This is a genomic window from Schleiferilactobacillus harbinensis (genome assembly GCF_008694105.1).
GTDB lineage: Bacteria > Bacillota > Bacilli > Lactobacillales > Lactobacillaceae > Schleiferilactobacillus > Schleiferilactobacillus harbinensis.
Genome location: NZ_CP041364.1, coordinates 625,246 through 642,946, shown reverse-complemented (window position 1 = coordinate 642,946; position 17,701 = coordinate 625,246). Strand labels below are relative to the sequence as shown.

The 17,701-nt window shown below is 53.4% G+C and carries 16 protein-coding genes; 3 read left to right on the top strand and 13 right to left on the bottom strand.

Annotation, left to right across the window (positions count from 1 at the left end):
* Positions 1 to 266 precede the first annotated feature (266 nt).
* The 13 genes from minD to FMM01_RS03485 form a co-directional block, all read right to left on the bottom strand.
* Positions 267 to 1,064 carry a septum site-determining protein MinD gene (gene minD / locus FMM01_RS03545; protein ID WP_150391681.1) on the bottom strand — a complete coding sequence of 266 codons (798 nt, stop codon included), beginning with the start codon at positions 1,062 to 1,064 and terminating at the stop codon, positions 267 to 269.
* A gap of 3 nt (positions 1,065 to 1,067) precedes the next feature.
* Positions 1,068 to 1,736 carry a septum site-determining protein MinC gene (locus FMM01_RS03540; protein WP_150391680.1) on the bottom strand — a complete coding sequence of 223 codons (669 nt, stop codon included), beginning with the start codon at positions 1,734 to 1,736 and terminating at the stop codon, positions 1,068 to 1,070.
* 23 nt (positions 1,737 to 1,759) lie between these two features.
* Positions 1,760 to 2,281: a rod shape-determining protein MreD gene (gene mreD / locus FMM01_RS03535; RefSeq protein WP_063515152.1), complete on the bottom strand. Its 522-nt coding sequence runs from the start codon at positions 2,279 to 2,281 to the stop codon at positions 1,760 to 1,762.
* Between the two features lies 1 nt (position 2,282).
* The gene (gene mreC, locus FMM01_RS03530) at positions 2,283 to 3,143 is read right to left on the bottom strand and encodes a rod shape-determining protein MreC (protein WP_063517004.1); all 861 of its coding nucleotides are present in this window, start codon (positions 3,141 to 3,143) and stop codon (positions 2,283 to 2,285) included.
* A gap of 59 nt (positions 3,144 to 3,202) precedes the next feature.
* Positions 3,203 to 4,207 (bottom strand): rod shape-determining protein, encoded by a 1,005-nt coding sequence (locus FMM01_RS03525; RefSeq protein WP_027827307.1) that lies wholly within the window; start codon positions 4,205 to 4,207, stop codon positions 3,203 to 3,205.
* A gap of 197 nt (positions 4,208 to 4,404) precedes the next feature.
* Positions 4,405 to 5,073 (bottom strand): RadC family protein, encoded by a 669-nt coding sequence (radC, locus tag FMM01_RS03520; RefSeq protein ID WP_063515151.1) that lies wholly within the window; start codon positions 5,071 to 5,073, stop codon positions 4,405 to 4,407.
* Between the two features lie 76 nt (positions 5,074 to 5,149).
* Positions 5,150 to 5,800: an HAD family hydrolase gene (locus FMM01_RS03515; protein ID WP_190973447.1), complete on the bottom strand. Its 651-nt coding sequence runs from the start codon at positions 5,798 to 5,800 to the stop codon at positions 5,150 to 5,152.
* Complete coding sequence (locus tag FMM01_RS03510; protein WP_150391678.1) at positions 5,790 to 7,097, bottom strand: bifunctional folylpolyglutamate synthase/dihydrofolate synthase; 1,308 nt, start codon at positions 7,095 to 7,097, stop codon at positions 5,790 to 5,792. The genes FMM01_RS03515 and FMM01_RS03510 overlap by 11 nt, the downstream gene beginning before the upstream one ends.
* Positions 7,094 to 9,748, bottom strand: a complete 2,655-nt coding sequence (locus FMM01_RS03505; protein ID WP_063515148.1) for a valine--tRNA ligase — start codon at positions 9,746 to 9,748, stop codon at positions 7,094 to 7,096. Before FMM01_RS03505 ends, FMM01_RS03510 begins: the two co-directional genes overlap by 4 nt.
* 281 nt (positions 9,749 to 10,029) lie before the next feature.
* Complete coding sequence (locus FMM01_RS03500; RefSeq protein WP_027827303.1) at positions 10,030 to 10,716, bottom strand: redox-sensing transcriptional repressor Rex; 687 nt, start codon at positions 10,714 to 10,716, stop codon at positions 10,030 to 10,032.
* Between the two features lie 334 nt (positions 10,717 to 11,050).
* The gene (gene thiI, locus FMM01_RS03495) at positions 11,051 to 12,271 is read right to left on the bottom strand and encodes a tRNA uracil 4-sulfurtransferase ThiI (protein ID WP_150391677.1); all 1,221 of its coding nucleotides are present in this window, start codon (positions 12,269 to 12,271) and stop codon (positions 11,051 to 11,053) included.
* A 20-nt stretch (positions 12,272 to 12,291) separates the two neighbouring features.
* Positions 12,292 to 13,458, bottom strand: coding sequence for a cysteine desulfurase family protein (locus FMM01_RS03490; protein ID WP_027827301.1), 1,167 nt, complete (start codon positions 13,456 to 13,458; stop codon positions 12,292 to 12,294).
* A 364-nt stretch (positions 13,459 to 13,822) separates the two neighbouring features.
* The gene (locus tag FMM01_RS03485) at positions 13,823 to 15,547 is read right to left on the bottom strand and encodes a septation ring formation regulator EzrA (RefSeq protein WP_081674523.1); all 1,725 of its coding nucleotides are present in this window, start codon (positions 15,545 to 15,547) and stop codon (positions 13,823 to 13,825) included.
* A 127-nt stretch (positions 15,548 to 15,674) separates the two neighbouring features.
* Here FMM01_RS03485 and FMM01_RS03480 point away from each other — a divergent pair, with 127 nt between their 5' ends.
* From FMM01_RS03480 to FMM01_RS03470, 3 genes are all read left to right on the top strand, one after another.
* Positions 15,675 to 16,142, top strand: a complete 468-nt coding sequence (locus FMM01_RS03480; protein ID WP_150391676.1) for a GAF domain-containing protein — start codon at positions 15,675 to 15,677, stop codon at positions 16,140 to 16,142.
* A 178-nt stretch (positions 16,143 to 16,320) separates the two neighbouring features.
* Positions 16,321 to 16,932 carry a 30S ribosomal protein S4 gene (gene rpsD, locus FMM01_RS03475; RefSeq protein WP_027827298.1) on the top strand — a complete coding sequence of 204 codons (612 nt, stop codon included), beginning with the start codon at positions 16,321 to 16,323 and terminating at the stop codon, positions 16,930 to 16,932.
* Positions 16,933 to 17,125: 193 nt separating this feature from the next.
* Positions 17,126 to 17,572, top strand: coding sequence for a YueI family protein (locus FMM01_RS03470; protein ID WP_150391675.1), 447 nt, complete (start codon positions 17,126 to 17,128; stop codon positions 17,570 to 17,572).
* Positions 17,573 to 17,701 lie beyond the last annotated feature (129 nt).

Genomic DNA, 17,701 nt, shown 5'->3' with positions numbered 1-17,701 from the left:
TTTGCGCGCTGTCCCACCTTATCTTCTCTGGAAAAAGAAATTTCCAGACTCTGCTCACCGGCTATCACCGGCTTGGTCGTTAACGGGACCGAACGGAGCCTCCTACTAAAATTCAGAGGTCTGAAAACAAGGATGTGGTTCACCCGACCAGCAGATTCCCTTGCACCTAACGGGAACTCTCTGAACTGCTTGCTTGGGTTACTCTTCCTCGCGCACTTTGCTGTCTATGAAATTAAATGCAATCATAACGACTGCGCCGGTGCTTGTCAACCCCGGTGGAAAAGTTTTTGCCAAAAACCGGGTTTCTTGATCGCCAGCGGCAACAGTGGCACGTGGGGATCAACCAGACGATCCGTAATATTCCGAAAACACGTTCCGGCCGGTGATTGCGTATCAAAAACAATCGGTTCGCCCCGATTATCGGCAGTAATAATCGCGTTATCATCTACCACGTAACCCAGCAGCGACAAGGCCAGCCGATGGGCAATCGCGGCGACATCCAGACTGGTGCCCGCAGCAATCATGGCGGCTTGCACGCGATTGACGATCAGGCGCGGCGCGACTGGCATTTTGTACGCTTCAATCAGACCAATCACCCGATCCGCATCGCTCATCGCCGAGATCTCTGGTGTCGTCACCACCAAAGCCCCATCTGCACCGGCCAGAGCATTGCGAAAGCCCTGTTCGATCCCGGCGGGGCAATCGATCAGAATATAATCAAACTCACTGCGCAAAGCCGCCACAATTTGCCGCACAGCGGCCGGCGTCAGGACGTTTTTGTCTGCATTTTGGGCGGCGGGCAGGAGCACTAAGCGGTCTTCAAAGCGGGTATCCTTCACCAAGGCCTGGTGCAATGTTGCCCGGCCCTGGACCACGTCCACCACATCATACAGAATCCGATTACCCAAGCCGATCATAATATCCAAATTACGCAGCCCCAGATCCAAGTCCATGACACAAACCCGCTTCCCCAGCATGGCTAGGGCAGTGCCGATATTAGCCGTCGCAGTGGTCTTCCCCACCCCGCCTTTACCGGATGTAATCACCAATGAAATTGCTGGCACGGATCATTCCTCCATCTGGGCATACAGTCGCGGCCGAATTTGGCGCAAATTAATACATTCTGCATAATCGATCGCGTGCAAGTCATTCACGTACGCAAAGGCGTGCGGCGTCAAATGGGCGTTGCTGCTGTCCACGATGTCGACCATGTCGGCGATCCGTACCTGAGTTGCCTCGGTCAAGTCGCCGACCACGACCGCTTCCGCATCATCCGGATAGCCAGCATAAACGATTCCGCTAACTTCACCGATACAAAAAACACTCCCGCTGGCCTTCAACACACCGCCGTGGTGAATCGCCCCGATAAACAGAATATCACCGTCAAATTCTCGTTCCTGACCACTGCGAATGACACCAATGGATACCGGCACATGGGTCTGGCGCAATAAAGGCGACAAGTCTGCGGTAGTCACCACGTCTGCACGGAACGCCACGATTTCAAAATGGGGATACGCATCCAAAAGCGCCCTGATGGCCGTCTCCTGGTCTTCTGTCAGCAAGCGGTTGCCCGTGGTGATGACAAAATTAGCCTGCTCTTCCTGCAACGCCTGCTGAGCATCATGCACTTGATGCAACAATGCCGTCAAATCAGTCAGATTGTCAGTAAACGATGCCGCGTCGTCCAAATGAATTTCGTAACCGTCTTTGCGTCCTTTTAATGTGGCACTCGCCATAACTTTTCGCCCTTTCCGCTTGCCTACTGGTCACTGCGCCACCCGGCGAGCAGCCGCGCGCACGGTACATACACCGCTCCCGCGACCACCACGTTGGCCAGGATCGTCGGCCAAAGTACCTGACTGACAAACCCGACGAAGCCTTCCCCGCCAACGCCTAAGAAGCGATGTCCGAAGTATACCCCGCTCGTGACGACCACAATACTTATAAAGTATAACAGAACGGCAAACAGTCCGTTAACCGGCAAATAGTCCCGTACCCAACGGATTCCGTAGATTACTGCCGGAAAAGCCAACGCATAAAAACCGATGATGCCCGAATAGTACAAGTCATACAACAAGCCCAGACCCAGGCCCAGCACCAGCATCCGCCAATCCGTGGGCAAAGCGTACACCACGTAGACAAGCCATAATAACAACAAGCTCGGCGCAATCTGCCACCGCGGTGTGATCAATACCCCTTGCAGGGCAAAGGAAAGTGCTCCGTCCAGAAATAACGCGGTTAACCCAATGAGCGCGATCCGCCAAAAAATGCGTCGATCCATATTATTCCCCCTGTACGGCCCGGCTGATGACCGTGACCACAGAGAAATCATTCAGATCGGTGGCCGGCCGAACGTATACCGTCGCTGGCCGCCCATAATCGTCGTCTTTGACGCGGGTCACCTTGCCAACAAACAAGCCCTTCGGCGTTAAGCCGCCCAAACCGGAAGTCACTACGGTGTCCCCTTTTTCAATCGTGTTTTTCGTATTGATCTGGGTCATGAGCAAGGCTTCATCATCCTTGTCGTAGCCAGAGATGATCCCATTGATTCGCTGGGACTTCTTGTTGACGATCTCCACCGCCGTGCGGTCCGCATTGGTATTACTGGTGGAAATTAATTCGACCTTCGCCGAAAAATCATGGATCTCCACGATCCGGCCAATCAAACCGGCCCCGGAAACCACCGGCATGTTCTTCTTCACACCCTGGCGGCTGCCTTTATTGATCATAAAAATGTTTTCCCAGTCTGCCGGTTGCCGCGACACCACACTCGCCGGAATCTGGGTGTAATCAGACAGCGTCGCATTCAGCTTTAGCTGCTTCTTTAACTGCGTGTTCTCCGCCCGCAGCGTATTATTCGTAGCTTGAATCTGCTGCAGCTGGGTCACATTCTTTTTCAGATCCTGATTTTCGTTGTAAGTATTTACCAAATCAACCACTTGGTTATAGCCCGAGTGGACCGCCACCATCGGGGCAGCAATCACTTGGGCCGCCACGTTGCTGATATCATTCGCCATTCGTTGAATAAAAGGCGGCGCTGAACGATTCTCCCGTACACGAAAAGAGAGCGCTACGGTGCTGAGCGTCGCAATTAAAATGATCATCACGATGATCAACTTTTTATTGGCAAAAAATTTGCGCATGCCCGTCCTTCACCCTTCCGCTGCTTGCTCTGGCGGGCGTCTCAAAGCCGTAGCGGACATTACCGAGAACGCCGCTTCATCAATTCGATATGCTTCAATGACTCGCCTGTACCGATTGCGACACATTCCAACGGATCCTGCGCAATAAATACCGGTACCCCGGTGGCATCCGAGATGACACCTGGGAGATTCTTCAATAACGCGCCGCCGCCAGTCAAGACAATTCCGCGATCAATTACGTCCGCCGCGATTTCCGGTGACGTTTCTTCCAGAGTATCCTTGATGGCCTCAATGATGGCTTGGACTACTTCTTGGACCGCTTTGGCCACATCTTCACCTGAGACATCGATCGTTTTAGGTAATCCGGATACTAAATCGCGGCCCCGAACAGACATCGGACCTAAGTCCTTAGCCCCTTCGACAGAAGCCGAACCAATTTCCATCTTGATCTGTTCAGCAGTCCGTTCACCAATCAGCAGATTGAACTCTTGGCGCACATAAGAAATGATTGCCTCGTCCATCTTATCGCCGGCCATCCGAATCGACCGGGCGGACACGATCCCGCCCAGCGAAATCGTCGCCACGTCCGTCGTCCCGCCGCCGATATCCACCACCATACTGCCGGTGGGATCCATAACCGGTAAACCGGCCCCAATCGCCGCCGCATAAGGCTCTTCGATCACGTAGGCATCCTTCGCCCCGGCAACCCGGGTAGCATCGGTCACTGCCCGCTTCTCGACTTCGGTAACGCCGGAAGGAACACAAACCATGACGTACGGTTTACCCGTCGCACCCGACTTTTGCAAGAAGTACTTCATCATTGCAACCGTTGTATCATAGTCAGCAATGACCCCATCCTTCATGGGTCGAATGGCCTTGATGCTGGCTGGCGTCCGGCCAATCATGTCGCGGGCCTCAGAGCCCACTGCTAATACTTCACCTGTGCCGGTATCCTTAGCGACTACCGACGGTTCATTTAGGACAATCCCCTTGCCCTCTACGTATACCAATGTATTGGCCGTGCCCAGGTCAATACCAATATTTTTCGCACCAAATCCAAACACGAAAGTTTCTCTCCTTCAAAGCGCATCCGCGGATACTTAATATCGACAATTATAACATAGAAGCCTTGTCGCCACTATGCTTGCGGGACCATGTCCCGACTTGCGTGCCAATGGTCTGAACATCGATATTCACCATAACACATTCTACCATTAGGAACAGGGAAAATACGGACGGCTTTAGAAAAGTATAAGAGCCCTTACCACGGAGTTTCGCTGCGAATGGAAACAAATTCTTCCCGGCCGATGATCAAATGATCGATCACCGCAATACCGATGACCTGGCCCGCACTGACTAGCCGTTCGGTCAGCAGGCGGTCTTGCTCCGACGGATCCGGATCGCCGCTGGGGTGGTTGTGGGCGACCAGCACACTGGCAGCAGCATAGCGCAGGGCCCCGGCAAACACTTCCCGGGGGTGAGCGATGGACGCCGTCAGGGTCCCTTTAAACAACACGTCCTGGGCAATCACCGCATTTTTCGCATCCAAATAAATCGCTACAAATTCTTCCTGGGTCACCCCCGCAAAATAATCCATCAAGAAATGGGCCGCTTCGGTCACTGAATTGATCGTCCCGAAGCGCTGGCCCAACTGGTGGGCGCACCGCCGGCCAAGTTCGATGCTGGCCGCGATCAGCAGCGCCCGCGCCGGACCGATTCCCGAGTGCTGACTGAGATCCGCCACACTGGCCTGTTGCAGGCTGGGTAAAAATTGATATTGCTGAATCACGGATTCGGCAATTTGAAAGACACTGCGCTGCTTCGAGCCGGAACCAATCAGCAGCGCCAGCAGTTCTCGATCGGTCAGGGCCCCCACCCCGTAGAGACTGGCTTTTTCCCGGGGGAGCATCGTTACGGTCGGTTCAATCATGGTCATCGTCCTTTCTGTGTTCATTCATACATTATGCAAAAACACCCCGATCCGGCGGGATCGGGGTGCAAGTCGATTACTTAAACAAATTGGCCACATGGGTCAAGGTGGGGGCCACGAGGACTGGTTGGGGAATATCCATCAAGATTTCCTCAGCCGTCCGCAGATCCGGCACCAACACCGGTGTCATCTTGGCAGTCAACGCCGCTTGGATGCCGTTGGCGGAATCTTCCACCACCAATGCCCGCGCCGGCGGGATGGCCAGCGCCTGGGCGGCAGCGAGGAAGATGTCGGGTGCCGGTTTGCCCGCATGAACGTCATCACTGGTAATGATATGGGCAAACTCGTCTTCAATTCCGACCTTCGCCAAAAACTCATGCACGGTGCGGCCATAATTACTGGAACCCACCGCCATGGGAATATTTGCTTCGTGCAGAATTCGCAGCAGCGGCTTGACCCCCGGCTTAATCGCCAGCTCGCCGGCGGCCACGTATTGATCCACCAACGCGTAGGTGTCGTTAAGAAATTCCTGCGCTTTTTCACCTGGAAAATACTTCTGAAAGAACGCATTGGCCGTGGCATTGGATGCGCCAGCCAAAGGCGCATAATCTTCAGCGGTCAATGTTAGCCCCTGCTGGCGGCCGGCGACCATGTTAGCCCGCAGATACATTCGTTCCGAATCCACCAGAACACCGTCCATGTCAAAAATCACACCATCAAATTTCACGGTCATCCTCCTTGAGTAACGTATTGCGCACCGTCGAGACAAAGTGCAGCGACCCGGCAAACAGGATCAGATCATCGGCTGAAGCGGCCTGCAGCGCAACTGCCAGGGCCTCTTGCCAATTCGCCACATGATTGATTGGGACCGTCGTCTCCGGCCAGTCCGTCACCGGCAGAATACGGGCATCCGGAAACTCCGTGGCCGTGATCAGCCAGCCCGCCCGTTGGTACAAGCGCACCATATCGGTGGCATCTTTGTCTTTGAGAAAGGCCGCGATCAGGTGCACGGTAACCCCTGGAAAGGCCGCTTTGATGCTCTTGATCAGAGCCTGCGCCGCGGGCACGTTATGCGCGCCGTCAAGCATCAGATAGGGCTGTTCATGGAGCAGCTCCATGCGCGCCGGCCAGCGAAAGGCCATTAACCCCGCCTGCGCGGTAGCTTGATCCAATGTTTTACCCCGGCCGTGCAGATACAGCTGGGCCACAGTGATGGCCACTGCCGCATTGCGTACTTCATAAGCAGAAATGCTCGGCAGGCGCAGCTTGGTCCAATCCTGGTCGCCCCGATGGTAATCAAACTGCCAGGCATGGTCGGCCGGGTGCAGGTGCGCATGGTCCACTGTGAAGTCGCGGCCCAGTTGGGCCACCGGTGCTGCCAGGGCTTGGGCCGCGGCCGTAATGATCTGAGTTTGCTCAGCGGCAATGTCGCCGAGCACGACCGGCGTTTGCGGTTTGATCACGCCGGCTTTCTCCCGGGCGACGTCGGCCAAGGTGGGGCCGATCAATTCCAAGTGATCAGCCCCGACAGTGGTGATGGCACTGACGTCGGGCTGAATCACGTTGGTTTTATCATGGGCGCCGCCAATCCCCACTTCGATCACGGCGACATCCACTTGCTGCTGGGCGAACCAATAGAAACCCAAGGCCGTATCGAACTCAAACTCCGTCAAGGCAAAGTCCGGATTCGCGGCCTGCATCCCCGCCAGCACATCGGCTAGATGGGTCGTGGCGGCGGCCAGATCGGTGTCGCTGATATCTTTCCCATCCACCTGAATGCGTTCGTTAAACCGCGTGATGTAGGGTGAAATGAAACGCCCCACATGCAACCCGGCCGCCAGCAGCATGTCCGTGACCATGGTCGCCACCGATCCCTTGCCGTTGGTGCCGGTAATATGGATAAAGCGGCCTTGCTGTTCGGGATGACCAATAGCCGCGAGAAAAGTCTTGATCCAGGTCAGTTCATGACCCCAATGCAGCCGCGGCCGGCTGTGGATGAACGTCAGGGCTTCTGCATAATTCATTGGGCGCTGTCCTGCAAATCAGCGAGCCGGCTGGTCAGTGTCGTTAATTGTTCCTGATACGCGGCCCGTTTCTTTTCCACTTCAGCAACCACCGCCGCGGGGGCTTTATCCGTAAAGCCCTTATTCGCCAGCTTCTTGTCGGCGCGTTGAACCTCGGTCTGCAGCCGCGTCTGTTCCTTAGTCAACCGGTCCAGTTCCGCCTGCATATCAACCAATTCATTCAGCGGCACGATGACTTCCCCACCTGGTACGACGGCCGTCATCATCTTAGCCGACGCCTCTGGCTGTTCACCGGTCAAGGCATCCATCCGGCTGGCATTCACGAACCGTTGAATGAATGGCTTGTTGTGGTCAAAGACTGGTACCAGATGCGCATCGGCCATGAAGACTTGCAGATGGATCTGCTTGCTCATCGGCGCGTTGGCCTGACTGCGAATATTCCGCGTAGCTCGGACCACAGCGATGATCCAGTTCATATCTGCCGCGGCTGGCGCGTCCGCAAATTCCTCATGGGCCACCGGATACTTAGCCAGCATAATGGTATCGCCAATGTGGGGCATGGTCTGCCAAATCTTTTCGGTGACAAACGGCATCGTCGGGTGCAGCATGCGCAGTGTCATATCCAGGACCCAAAGCAGGTTCTTGCGCTTGGCCGCCTTCTTCGCCTCATCCGTGCCGTACAGCACTTCTTTGCTCATTTCCACGTACCAATCCGCAAAGTCGTTCCAGGTGAAATTATACAAGGCCCGGCCGGCTTCTCCGAACTCGAAGCGTTCAGACAAGCGGGTGACTTTGGTGATGGTTTCATTCAGTTCGTGGAAAATCCAGCGATCGGCTAAATCAAACGTGGCCGGATCCGGCGGCGTGTCGCTAGCCGGCGTGTCAGCCAAGTTCATCAGGACGAACCGGGAAATGTTCCAGATCTTATTAATGAAGTTCCACGCTGCTTCCAGCTTTTGTTCACTGAAGTTGGCATCTTGTCCCGGGGTTGAACTGGTGGATAAATACCAGCGCAGGGCATCCGCGCCATATTTCTGAATAATGTCCATCGGATCGATCCCGTTGCCTAGCGACTTAGACATCTTTCGGCCTTGGGAATCACGCATCAAGCCATGGATCAGGGCAAATTCAAACGGCCGTTTGCCAGTGAAGTGTTCGCTCTGGAAAATCATCCGGGCAACCCAGAACGGAATAATGTCGTAACCGGTGACCAACGTGTTGGTCGGGAAGTACCGCTTGTAATCCGGTGCATCCGTATTCGGCCAGCCCAGGGTCGAAAACGGCCACAACGCACTGGAGAACCAGGTATCCAAAACATCAGGATCCTGCGTCCAGTTTTCGGCATCCTTGGGCGGTTCCATGCCAACGTATATTTCACCGGTATCCTTCTGATACCAGGCCGGAATCCGGTGACCCCACCAGAGCTGACGGGAGATGACCCAGTCGTGGATGTTTTCCATCCAATTGATCAAATTGTGTTCGAACCGGTCCGGTACGAAATGAACTTTCTGATCCGTCTTCTGTTGGGCCAAGACTTGTTCGGCCAACGGCTTCATCTTGACAAACCATTGGGTGGACAGGCGCGGTTCGACCTGGACGCCGGAACGTTCAGAGTGGCCGACACTGTGGACGATGGGTTCGATCGACAGCAGGTAGCCTTCCTTCTTCAGGTCAGCCACAATCGCCTTGCGCGCCTCGAAACGATCAAGGCCCTGATACTTGCCGCCATTTTCATTGATGGTGGCATCGTCATTCATGATGTTGATCCGTTCCAGGTTATGCCGATTGCCGACCTCAAAGTCGTTAGGGTCGTGGGCCGGAGTGATTTTCACCGCACCGGTCCCAAACTGCATGTCAACGTAATGGTCGGCAATGATGGGGATTTCCCGACCAACCAAGGGCAGAATCACCTTTTTACCCACCACGTCTTTATACCGGTCATCGTTGGGATGGACTGCGATCGCAGTATCACCCAGCATCGTTTCCGGCCGGGTCGTGGCAATTTCAATATAGCCGCTGCCGTCCGTGTAGGGATATTTCACGTGATAGAACGCGCCCTGGTCGTCCTTGTGGATAACTTCAATGTCGGACAGTGCTGTCCGCAGTTCCGGATCCCAGTTGATGATGTATTGGCCGCGATAAATCAGGCCCTGCTTGTACAGATCGACAAAGACGGTCCGTACGGCTTTATTCAAGCCGTCATCCAGCGTGAAGCGTTCACGGGAGTAATCCAGCGATAGGCCCAGTTTAGCCCACTGTTCGTGGATCGTCTTGGCGTACTCGTCTTTCCATTCCCAGACTTGGTCAATAAACTTCTTTCGGCCCAAGTCGTAACGGGAAATTCCCTGCCCGCGCAACTTAGCCTCTACCTTAGCCTGGGTCGCGATCCCGGCATGGTCCATTCCTGGCAGCCACAGCGTATCAAAGCCCTGCATCCGCTTCTGGCGAATGATCATGTCCTGGAATGTGGTATCCCAGGCATGACCCATGTGCAGCTTGCCCGTCACATTGGGCGGCGGAATAACAATGCTGTACGGTTTAGCCTTTTTATCGCCGCTGGGTTTAAAATATCCCGCGTCGCGCCACTTTTTATACATGCCCGTTTCAACGGCGGTCGGATCATACTTGGTCGACATATCTGATTCACTCATGTAAATCACTCCCTAACGAATTATTTGATCGGATTAAAAAATCGCCCTAAAGATTAGGACGATTGCTCGCGGTACCACCTAAGTTGGGCCCTGACGCAAAAATCAGAGTCCCTCTCAAAACCGATAACGGCGGCTTCCGGATACCACTTCACAGTGTGTCGCAGTATCCACTCCCGAGCTACCATGGCCGACATTCGCCCGGTTCACACCACCCACCGGTTCGCTGAAATTCCCTGTCCTGTCATGCTCTCGATCAAAGTGTTATCTGCATTATAGCCTACTTACTCCGGCTCCGCAAAGGTAGCAATTGCTTCTTCCATATTATTCTGTGTGTTTTCTGCATCGGCAAAATACATCAGCGTCTGAATCTCGCTGGTCAGGTCAATATACTTCACGTGGACGCCTTCGGGCACCTTCAAGCGAGCAGGCGCAAAGTTCAAAATGGACCGTACCCCGGCTTCAGTCAGCTGGGCCACCGCCTCTTGGGCATGCACACTGGGCACCGTGGAAATCGCCGTTGTGATGCCCTGTTCGCGTATTTTTTCGGCAAGTTGATCCATATGATAGATTGGTACACCATTGATGATCGTGCCAATTTCTGGGCATTGATTATCAAAACCGCAGGTAATGCGGAGGTTGTCATTCCGCCGAAAATTATTTTGAATCAGCGCTCTGCCCAGATTGCCCACCCCTAAAAGGGCAATCTTGTGCAATTCGTCGACCCGAAGCATCCGGGCAAAGGTATCAATCAAGTGGCTCACATCATAACCATAGCCGCTCTTCCCTAATTCCCCGAAGCAGGAGAAATCTCGGCGGATCGTCGCCGCGGGGATGTGAATGCTTTTACTTAGTTCATGGGACTTGATCCGCGTGACCCCCTCCGCCCGATACATACATAAGTATCGATAGTACAAAGGAATCCGCTTAGCTGTCGCCCGGGGTAAGGTGACCACGTGTTGTTCTGTCATTACATTTCACCGTCCTATTTGTTTGCCATTTCACACAATAATATACCATGATTGAGACCGTTTGCGCAATGGCGAACAAAAGAAAATATCAGAGGGCGTAGGCGACCGGTTAGAAGCGTAAGCACAAGGACCAGGGACCATAAAACCCGCACTTAGGTTTTATGGTCCCTGGTCCTTGTGCTCTAGCTTCTGGTCGCCGAAGCCCGTTTACGCGGAGCAGACTGTGCTCTGATACGCCGCCGCAATCTTCTGTACACCGAAAAATCGATGAGCAAAAAAAGAACCCCAAAATCCGTTCACCGGATTTCAGAGTTTCCCTCCCAATCAATACAGACTACAGCAGCGCTGCTGTCTCCTCTTGATGGGCATTCATAAATTCATCTTGGGGATGGATCGTGGTGATTTTGATGCCGGCAATGGCCCGAGCCATCATTGGTTCGCCGTCCAGCACCGCCTCATACTGACGGGCACGATCCAGATTGGGTTTAGTCTTAGGGCGCGGCGGAGCGAATATTGTACAGCAATCTTCAAAAGGCATGATGGAGAGATCGAATGTATCAATTTTCTCTGCCAGAGCGATGATTTCTGTTTTATCCATCGTCACCACCGGCCGCAGAACAGGCGTCGTCGTCACGTCGTTGATTGCCGTCATACTCTCCAACGTCTGGGAAGCCACTTGACCCACTGATTCGCCGTTAAAAATTGCTAAGCCGCCGCGCTGGGCCCGAATCCGATCGGCCAGCCGCAGCATAAACCGCCGCTGGACCGTCATCAGATAGCCTTCGGGGACATGGGCTTTCACTTCTTCTTGAATTTCCGTGAACGGCACCTCAATAAAGGTGATGGCGCCAGCATAGGGCGCTAACTTAGCCGTTAACTCCTTCGACTTATTCAGCGCATCCACGCTGGTATACGGCGGGCTGAAGAAGTGGACCATTTCAATGTCCACGCCTCGTTTCATCGCCAGGTACCCAGCCACCGGGCTGTCGATCCCGCCAGAGAGCATCAAGACCGCTTTTCCTGCAGAACCGACAGGCAAACCGCCGGCACCCTTGATCGTCTCAGTGGACAGATAAATTCCATCCCGGCGTACTTCCACCCGCAAGGTGACATCCGGATGTTTCATTTGTACTTTAATATCTGGGAAGGCAGTAGTGATCAAATCGCCTAAATCCAAGTTCATTTGGTTCGTATCCAGCGCAAAAGTATGATCGCTGCGCCGGGTATTGACCTTAAAACTCGCCGTGGGACTCGGCAGCGTGTCCCGGACCAGGTCAATGGCGGTCTGGTGGACCACGTCCATATTTTTAGCAATCTTGATGGCTGGACTATAGTTCTGAATGCCAAAAATGCGGCTCAAAATCGCCATGACTGGTTCCGCTGGCGTGCCGTTCAATTGAATGTGCATCCGATCCCGCTTCGGGTGAATACTGAGTTCAGGAAAGTTCTTCAAGGCTTTGGTGACGTTTCCCGTCAAGCGGCCAATGAAGTTCCGGCGGTTTTTACCCTTTGTAGATAATTCGCCGTAGCGGACCATAATTTCTGTATATTGCATGCGATCTCCTTTAATTTTGCTTAACGAGCGGCGGCCACTGAGGTGCGCAGCTTAGCAAACTTCTTGTATAACTCGTCGAAAACCTGGTTGAACGTATCAGCCTCAGCCAATGTGTTGTGCTCGTCGAGGGATACCCGCACCGCACTCGTAGCGATCCGTTCCGGTACTTGCATGGCCTTCAGCGTGCTGGATTCGGTCCCCTTCTTTGACGAGCAGGCACTCGTGGTCGAAATGTAGATATCATGATCCTCAAAAGCGTGGACGATTGTCTCACCCCGCACACCAGGCAATGCAAAGCACAGAATATGCGGTGCAAAACGATTGCTGATTGGGGAGAAAATCGTCACGTCCGGATACTGCTGCAAATGGGTGATGATCCGTTCCCGAACCGCCTCCTGCTTGGCAACGTTGGCGTCTTCGTTCGTTAATAATAACCGCAGTGCCTTGGCCATCGCACCAATAGCCGGTGTATTCTCCGTCCCGGACCGCCAATCATTTTCCTGGCCGCCGCCAGTCAGCAGCGGTGCAATCTTGCGACCGCGCTTCACGTAGATGAACCCGGTCCCCCGGGGCGCATGGAACTTATGCCCAGAGAATGTTGCGAAGTCCACCCGCGGTTCGCGAATCAGATCTCGCAGGCCCTTGCCCACAGCCTGAACAGCATCGACGTGGAAGTGGATCGTCGGATGATCGGCCAAGACCTTAGCAATCTCATGAATTGGCTGAATCGCACCGATTTCGTTATTCACGACCATAGTCGACACCAGAATCGTCTGATCCGTGATGGCATTGGCCAGCATTTGCGGATCGATAAAGCCGTCCTTGTCCACCGGCAGATACGTCACTTTGAAGCCCAGCTTTTCCAGCTGCTTCATTGTATTGATCACGGCTGGATGCTCAATGGCCGTCGTGATCAAGTGGTTGCCAAATTCTCGCTTCTCAATGGCCGTTCCTTTGATGATCCAGTTATCGCCTTCGGTACCGCCGCTGGTGAAAAAGATTTCATCCGGTGCCGCCCCGATCAGTTCCGCAATCTGCCCCCGGGCTGATTGCAGCATATCATTAGCCTTCGTCCCCACCGCATGCAGCGACGACGGATTGCCAAAGAAATTATTGCTGATGGCATCATAAGTGGCCAAGACCGCCGGATCAATCTTGGTCGTGGCACTGTTATCAAAATAAATCAATTAATGGACACTCCTCATATAACTACCCTAGTGGCGATTACGCCATTGCTTGGAAAATGTAAGTAACAAGAGTATAGAAAAAAATGAAGAAAAACGCAAGAGGGCAGAGGGCGCAGGCCGACGGTTAGCGGCGTAGGCATAAGGACCAGGATGCAGAAAACCCGCACTTAGGTTTTATGCATCCTGGTCCTTATGCCCTAGCCGCTGTCGGCCGGAGCCCGTTTCAAAGGGCGGCAAAGCTTGTCTAGCTTCTGGTCGGCTGAGCCCGTTTAAGCAAAGTGGCCTAGCTTCTGTCGGCCTGAGCCCGTTTCAGAGAGCGGCAAAGCTTTTTCTAACTTCTACCCGTTTAAGCAAAGAACGCCCCCTACAGCTTCCCCTTCCGCTCCTTATAAACCGCCTCGATCCGCTGATAAGCCCCCGGTTCTGCCGCTTCCACGGCCGTTGCAATCGTATCCAATGCCTGGGGATAATCATACGTCGTATTGAAGATCTGCGTCGCGCTCACGCTGGCCTTAGCCACCGTCTCGTTATCCTGCTTCAATGCATTGGCGTATTGCAGGATTTCCTGAGTCAGAGCCGCCGCGTCGATCAAATCGGCGGAGCGTTGTTTCAGCGTCTTCAAATCTTCCTGGGTCATGATCAACTGTTTAGTAATATCTTCCAAATTAATTTTGACCTGATTCAAGTCATGATCCAGTTTGCCGATCTCCTGGCGTACGATCTCTGCAAACTCCCGATATGATTTAGGCAATCCAGGTAAATTCTGCTGCAGCATCTCGCGCCGGGTTTCCCGATATTCCATCATGAAGCGGGCTAAGTTCTGGCGGGCGATCTCCTCGCCGGTACGCAAGCCGCTGAGGTCTTTATCGATCGCGACCTGTTTCTTTTCAATCTCCGCCAGCTGCGCGTTGATTTTGGTCAAATCTTCGTGTACCAAGGTAAAGACGGCTTCCTGGTCATGAATTTTCTGTTCATCCTGGGTAAACCGTTCCTGAGCTTCCGCAATCTGCCGGCCAAAGTGCGCCGTTGTTTGGACTTCGTCATTAGTCAGCACGTAACTCTCGTCCAGATGCCGTACTTCATCCTGAAGCGTCTTATTCTGAACCGAGGCATGGGTCAAAAACGCCGGCAGAGCATTGCGCAGCTTTTCAACCGCCTCTTTGGCATCCATTTCCTTTTGCATCACATCGTATAAGTGATCAATGTTCGCGGCCAGCGCTTTGTTGGCAGCTTGCAGGCCCGGCACATCTTCTTTGCGCAGCAGCGCCTCCGCCGCATGAATGTCATCATCCAGCTTCGTCAGTTCCTGGGGAATGTTAATATCAAAGAAACGATACCCGGTGGTGCGCAGCCGGTGATACCCCGCAACGAGTTCCTCCAGCTGGCCTGGAAAGATATTGGTCAATTCATTGACTCGCGGCGGAATATCCGTCACAGCCTTCTCCAACTGATCTAACTGCTTGGTAATATCCGCCAAAGCCGTCCGGGCTTGGATATGATCCCCATTGCTGGCCAAGACATCCACTTGCTGAAACGCCTCATTGATTGCTGTCAGGGTGCTTTGCAGCGCGGTGATCGCACTGCCGAAGGAGAAGCTTTGCACCAGGATCGTTTTGCGTAATTGTTTATATCGTTCCTGGGCCGCCTGTTTGGCCTCTTGATTTTGATGAGCAACATCCGCAATTTTATCCAGCGCCTCGGCAATATCTTGGGCCGTGCGCTCTTCATCGGTGATCAGCTCCGTGACGGCGACGATGTGCTGGCGGGCCTGGACCACATGGTAGCCGTCATTCGCTGTTGCGGCAGCGTGCAGCTGCGCAGCGGCTTTAGGAAATTGCTCTTGGGTCAAGCGGGTGTATTGATGCTGCCACTTGTGAAACGACTGCAGACTTTCTCCGCTGAGGGTAGTTTGCGCCAATTTAGCGACTTGCGCCGCCAAGGGCCGATCGGCCAATTGCCGCTGGCGCTGCTGTAACGTTTCTAACGCTGTCCTATTCTGAAATTGACGTAATAAAACCACGCCCGCAATCACTGCGATCACGATTAATACGCCAATGACGATGATCCCCCATAGTGGCACACTATCCACATCCTTAACTGCTTACTGACAACTTGCATCACCGGGCACGCCGGCATACAATACATACAAATTATACCAGAATCACCCGGGGGTCTACACCGACCGTCGGAACTTTATCAGAAACGAGGAATTTGCCATGGCAGATACCGATCTTTTAGTCGACCAGCTGATCAGCTTGCTGGCTGGCGAAACCAACCCCGTCACCATTCTGGCCAATGCCAGCGCCCTGCTGAATGATACGTTGGCCAACATCAACTGGGCTGGGTTCTATTTATATAATGAAGAAACCCGTCAGCTGGACCTGGGTCCCTTCCAAGGAAAAGTGGCCTGTATGCACATTGCCCCAGGCCGCGGGGTCTGCGGTACCGCCTACGCTACTGGCCAAGTCCAGCGGGTCGCCGATGTGCATCAATTTCCAGGGCACATTGCTTGCGACAGCGCCAGCAACTCAGAAATTGTCGTCCCCCTGCCTGGTTTCGGTGTCTTGGATATTGATTCACCGTTAACGGATCGCTTCAGTGCGGCCGACGAGACCGTCCTCACCGCCTTTGGCCGGGCCGTCCAGAAACAGCTTGACGCCACCCCTGCTCATTCGGTACAATAGCCGTTGTGCGTAAAATAAGCAGCAGCAAGCGGCAAAGCCGTCAACAAATGACGACGTCCAACAATAGTTCAATCGTGTAACCTCAGGCTGCAAAGGTGAAAATTGTAACGTCATTTGAACGATTGCTGAACTTGCCCGGTTATTTTACAAACCAAATAAAATAATTGGAGGAACTTCAATGTCTCGTTATACTGGTCCCCGCTGGAAACTTTCCCGGCGTTTAGGTCTGTCACTGTCTGGCAGTGGTAAAGAACTCGCTCGTCGCCCCTATGCTCCTGGTGAACACGGTGCGAATAATCGCCGTAAGGTTTCTGATTACGGTTCTCAATTACTCGAAAAGCAAAAGCTGCGTTTAATGTACGGTTTGAACGAACGTCAATTCATGAACTTGTTCGTTCGTGCCGGCAAGATTCGCGAAGGCAAGCACGGTGTTAACTTCATGGTGCTGCTGGAATCCCGTTTGGATAACTTGGTTTACCGTTTAGGCTATGCGACTACTCGGCCGCAAGCCCGTCAGCTGGTCAACCACGGCCACATTACCGTGGACGGCAAGCGCGTTGACATTCCTTCTTACGAAGTTAAGCCGGGTCAAGTCATTGGCTTGAAGGAAAAGTCCAAGGATCTGCAAATCGTTAAGGACGCTTTGGACAACACCGTTGCCCGTCCCCCGTTTGTGACTTGGGACGACAACGCCTTGACTGGGACTTATGTCCGTCAGCCGGAGCGGGAAGAAATGGAACCGGAAATCGACGAATCCTTAGTCGTTGAATTCTACAACCAAAAGCTGTAATTCTTTACAGTCATTGGTTTCAAGCAGTCTGGCCGCTAGCGGCTGGACTGTTTTTTTATCGAAAGGACTCTAACCCGCGCTTCTGTCGGCAGAAACTCATTGAGCAACGGCGGTGAAACTTGTTTGCCTGGCTTTTCTCCCATGGACCCTATGGTATACTAAAAGTAATAGACTTTGTGGGAGGCGACACAATATGGCAAGTGACGATGTCAATCAGCGGATTGAAGAAAGTGCGGTCGGCGGTCGGCAGACGAATCCAGATGAACGCCGGCAGTATATGGGCTCCTTACGGGAACGGGTCTTTGTTGCGATTACCGTGGGTGAATTGCCGAAACCGGAAATTTTAGCAGCTTTCAAGGCGCATCTGACCGATTATCAAGGCTATAGTGCCTTGATCAATGGTACAGTTGATAATGCAATCACTGGCGGCTATATCCGGGCCTTAAGCAGTGCGAATATTCCATTCACCCTAGTGAACGATACCACCACCCCTCGGGACGATGCCGCTATGGGCTTACTGATCGTGGCGAAAGAGGCCATCAATAGCCAAACGGTGGCCATCACCGCCAAGTATCCTGAGGCCGCCCCGGGAAAGACGGATAAACCCAAGAAAAAGGGCTTTTTTGAATCGTTATTTTAACTTTACGTGAATGACAGGATTGGTACAAAACTCTGATTTCAAACGTGCCTAGTGCCAATGCGCAGCAAGCGGAGGCTGAGGGGGCTCAGTGGTGGAAACCACACGACGGCTTTGCCGTCGATGTGGTTA

Coding starts and splice junctions, on each gene's coding strand:
- FMM01_RS03510 (WP_150391678.1), bottom strand. CDS start 7,097: ATGAATTATGCAGAAGCCCTGACGTTCATCCACAGCCGGCCGCGGCTG.
- FMM01_RS03470 (WP_150391675.1), top strand. CDS start 17,126: ATGGCAAGTGACGATGTCAATCAGCGGATTGAAGAAAGTGCGGTCGGC.
- radC (WP_063515151.1), bottom strand. CDS start 5,073: ATGATTGAACCGACCGTAACGATGCTCCCCCGGGAAAAAGCCAGTCTC.
- FMM01_RS03480 (WP_150391676.1), top strand. CDS start 15,675: ATGGCAGATACCGATCTTTTAGTCGACCAGCTGATCAGCTTGCTGGCT.
- FMM01_RS03500 (WP_027827303.1), bottom strand. CDS start 10,716: ATGACAGAACAACACGTGGTCACCTTACCCCGGGCGACAGCTAAGCGG.
- mreC (WP_063517004.1), bottom strand. CDS start 3,143: ATGCGCAAATTTTTTGCCAATAAAAAGTTGATCATCGTGATGATCATT.
- mreD (WP_063515152.1), bottom strand. CDS start 2,281: ATGGATCGACGCATTTTTTGGCGGATCGCGCTCATTGGGTTAACCGCG.
- FMM01_RS03505 (WP_063515148.1), bottom strand. CDS start 9,748: ATGAGTGAATCAGATATGTCGACCAAGTATGATCCGACCGCCGTTGAA.
- rpsD (WP_027827298.1), top strand. CDS start 16,321: ATGTCTCGTTATACTGGTCCCCGCTGGAAACTTTCCCGGCGTTTAGGT.
- thiI (WP_150391677.1), bottom strand. CDS start 12,271: ATGCAATATACAGAAATTATGGTCCGCTACGGCGAATTATCTACAAAG.
- FMM01_RS03540 (WP_150391680.1), bottom strand. CDS start 1,736: ATGGCGAGTGCCACATTAAAAGGACGCAAAGACGGTTACGAAATTCAT.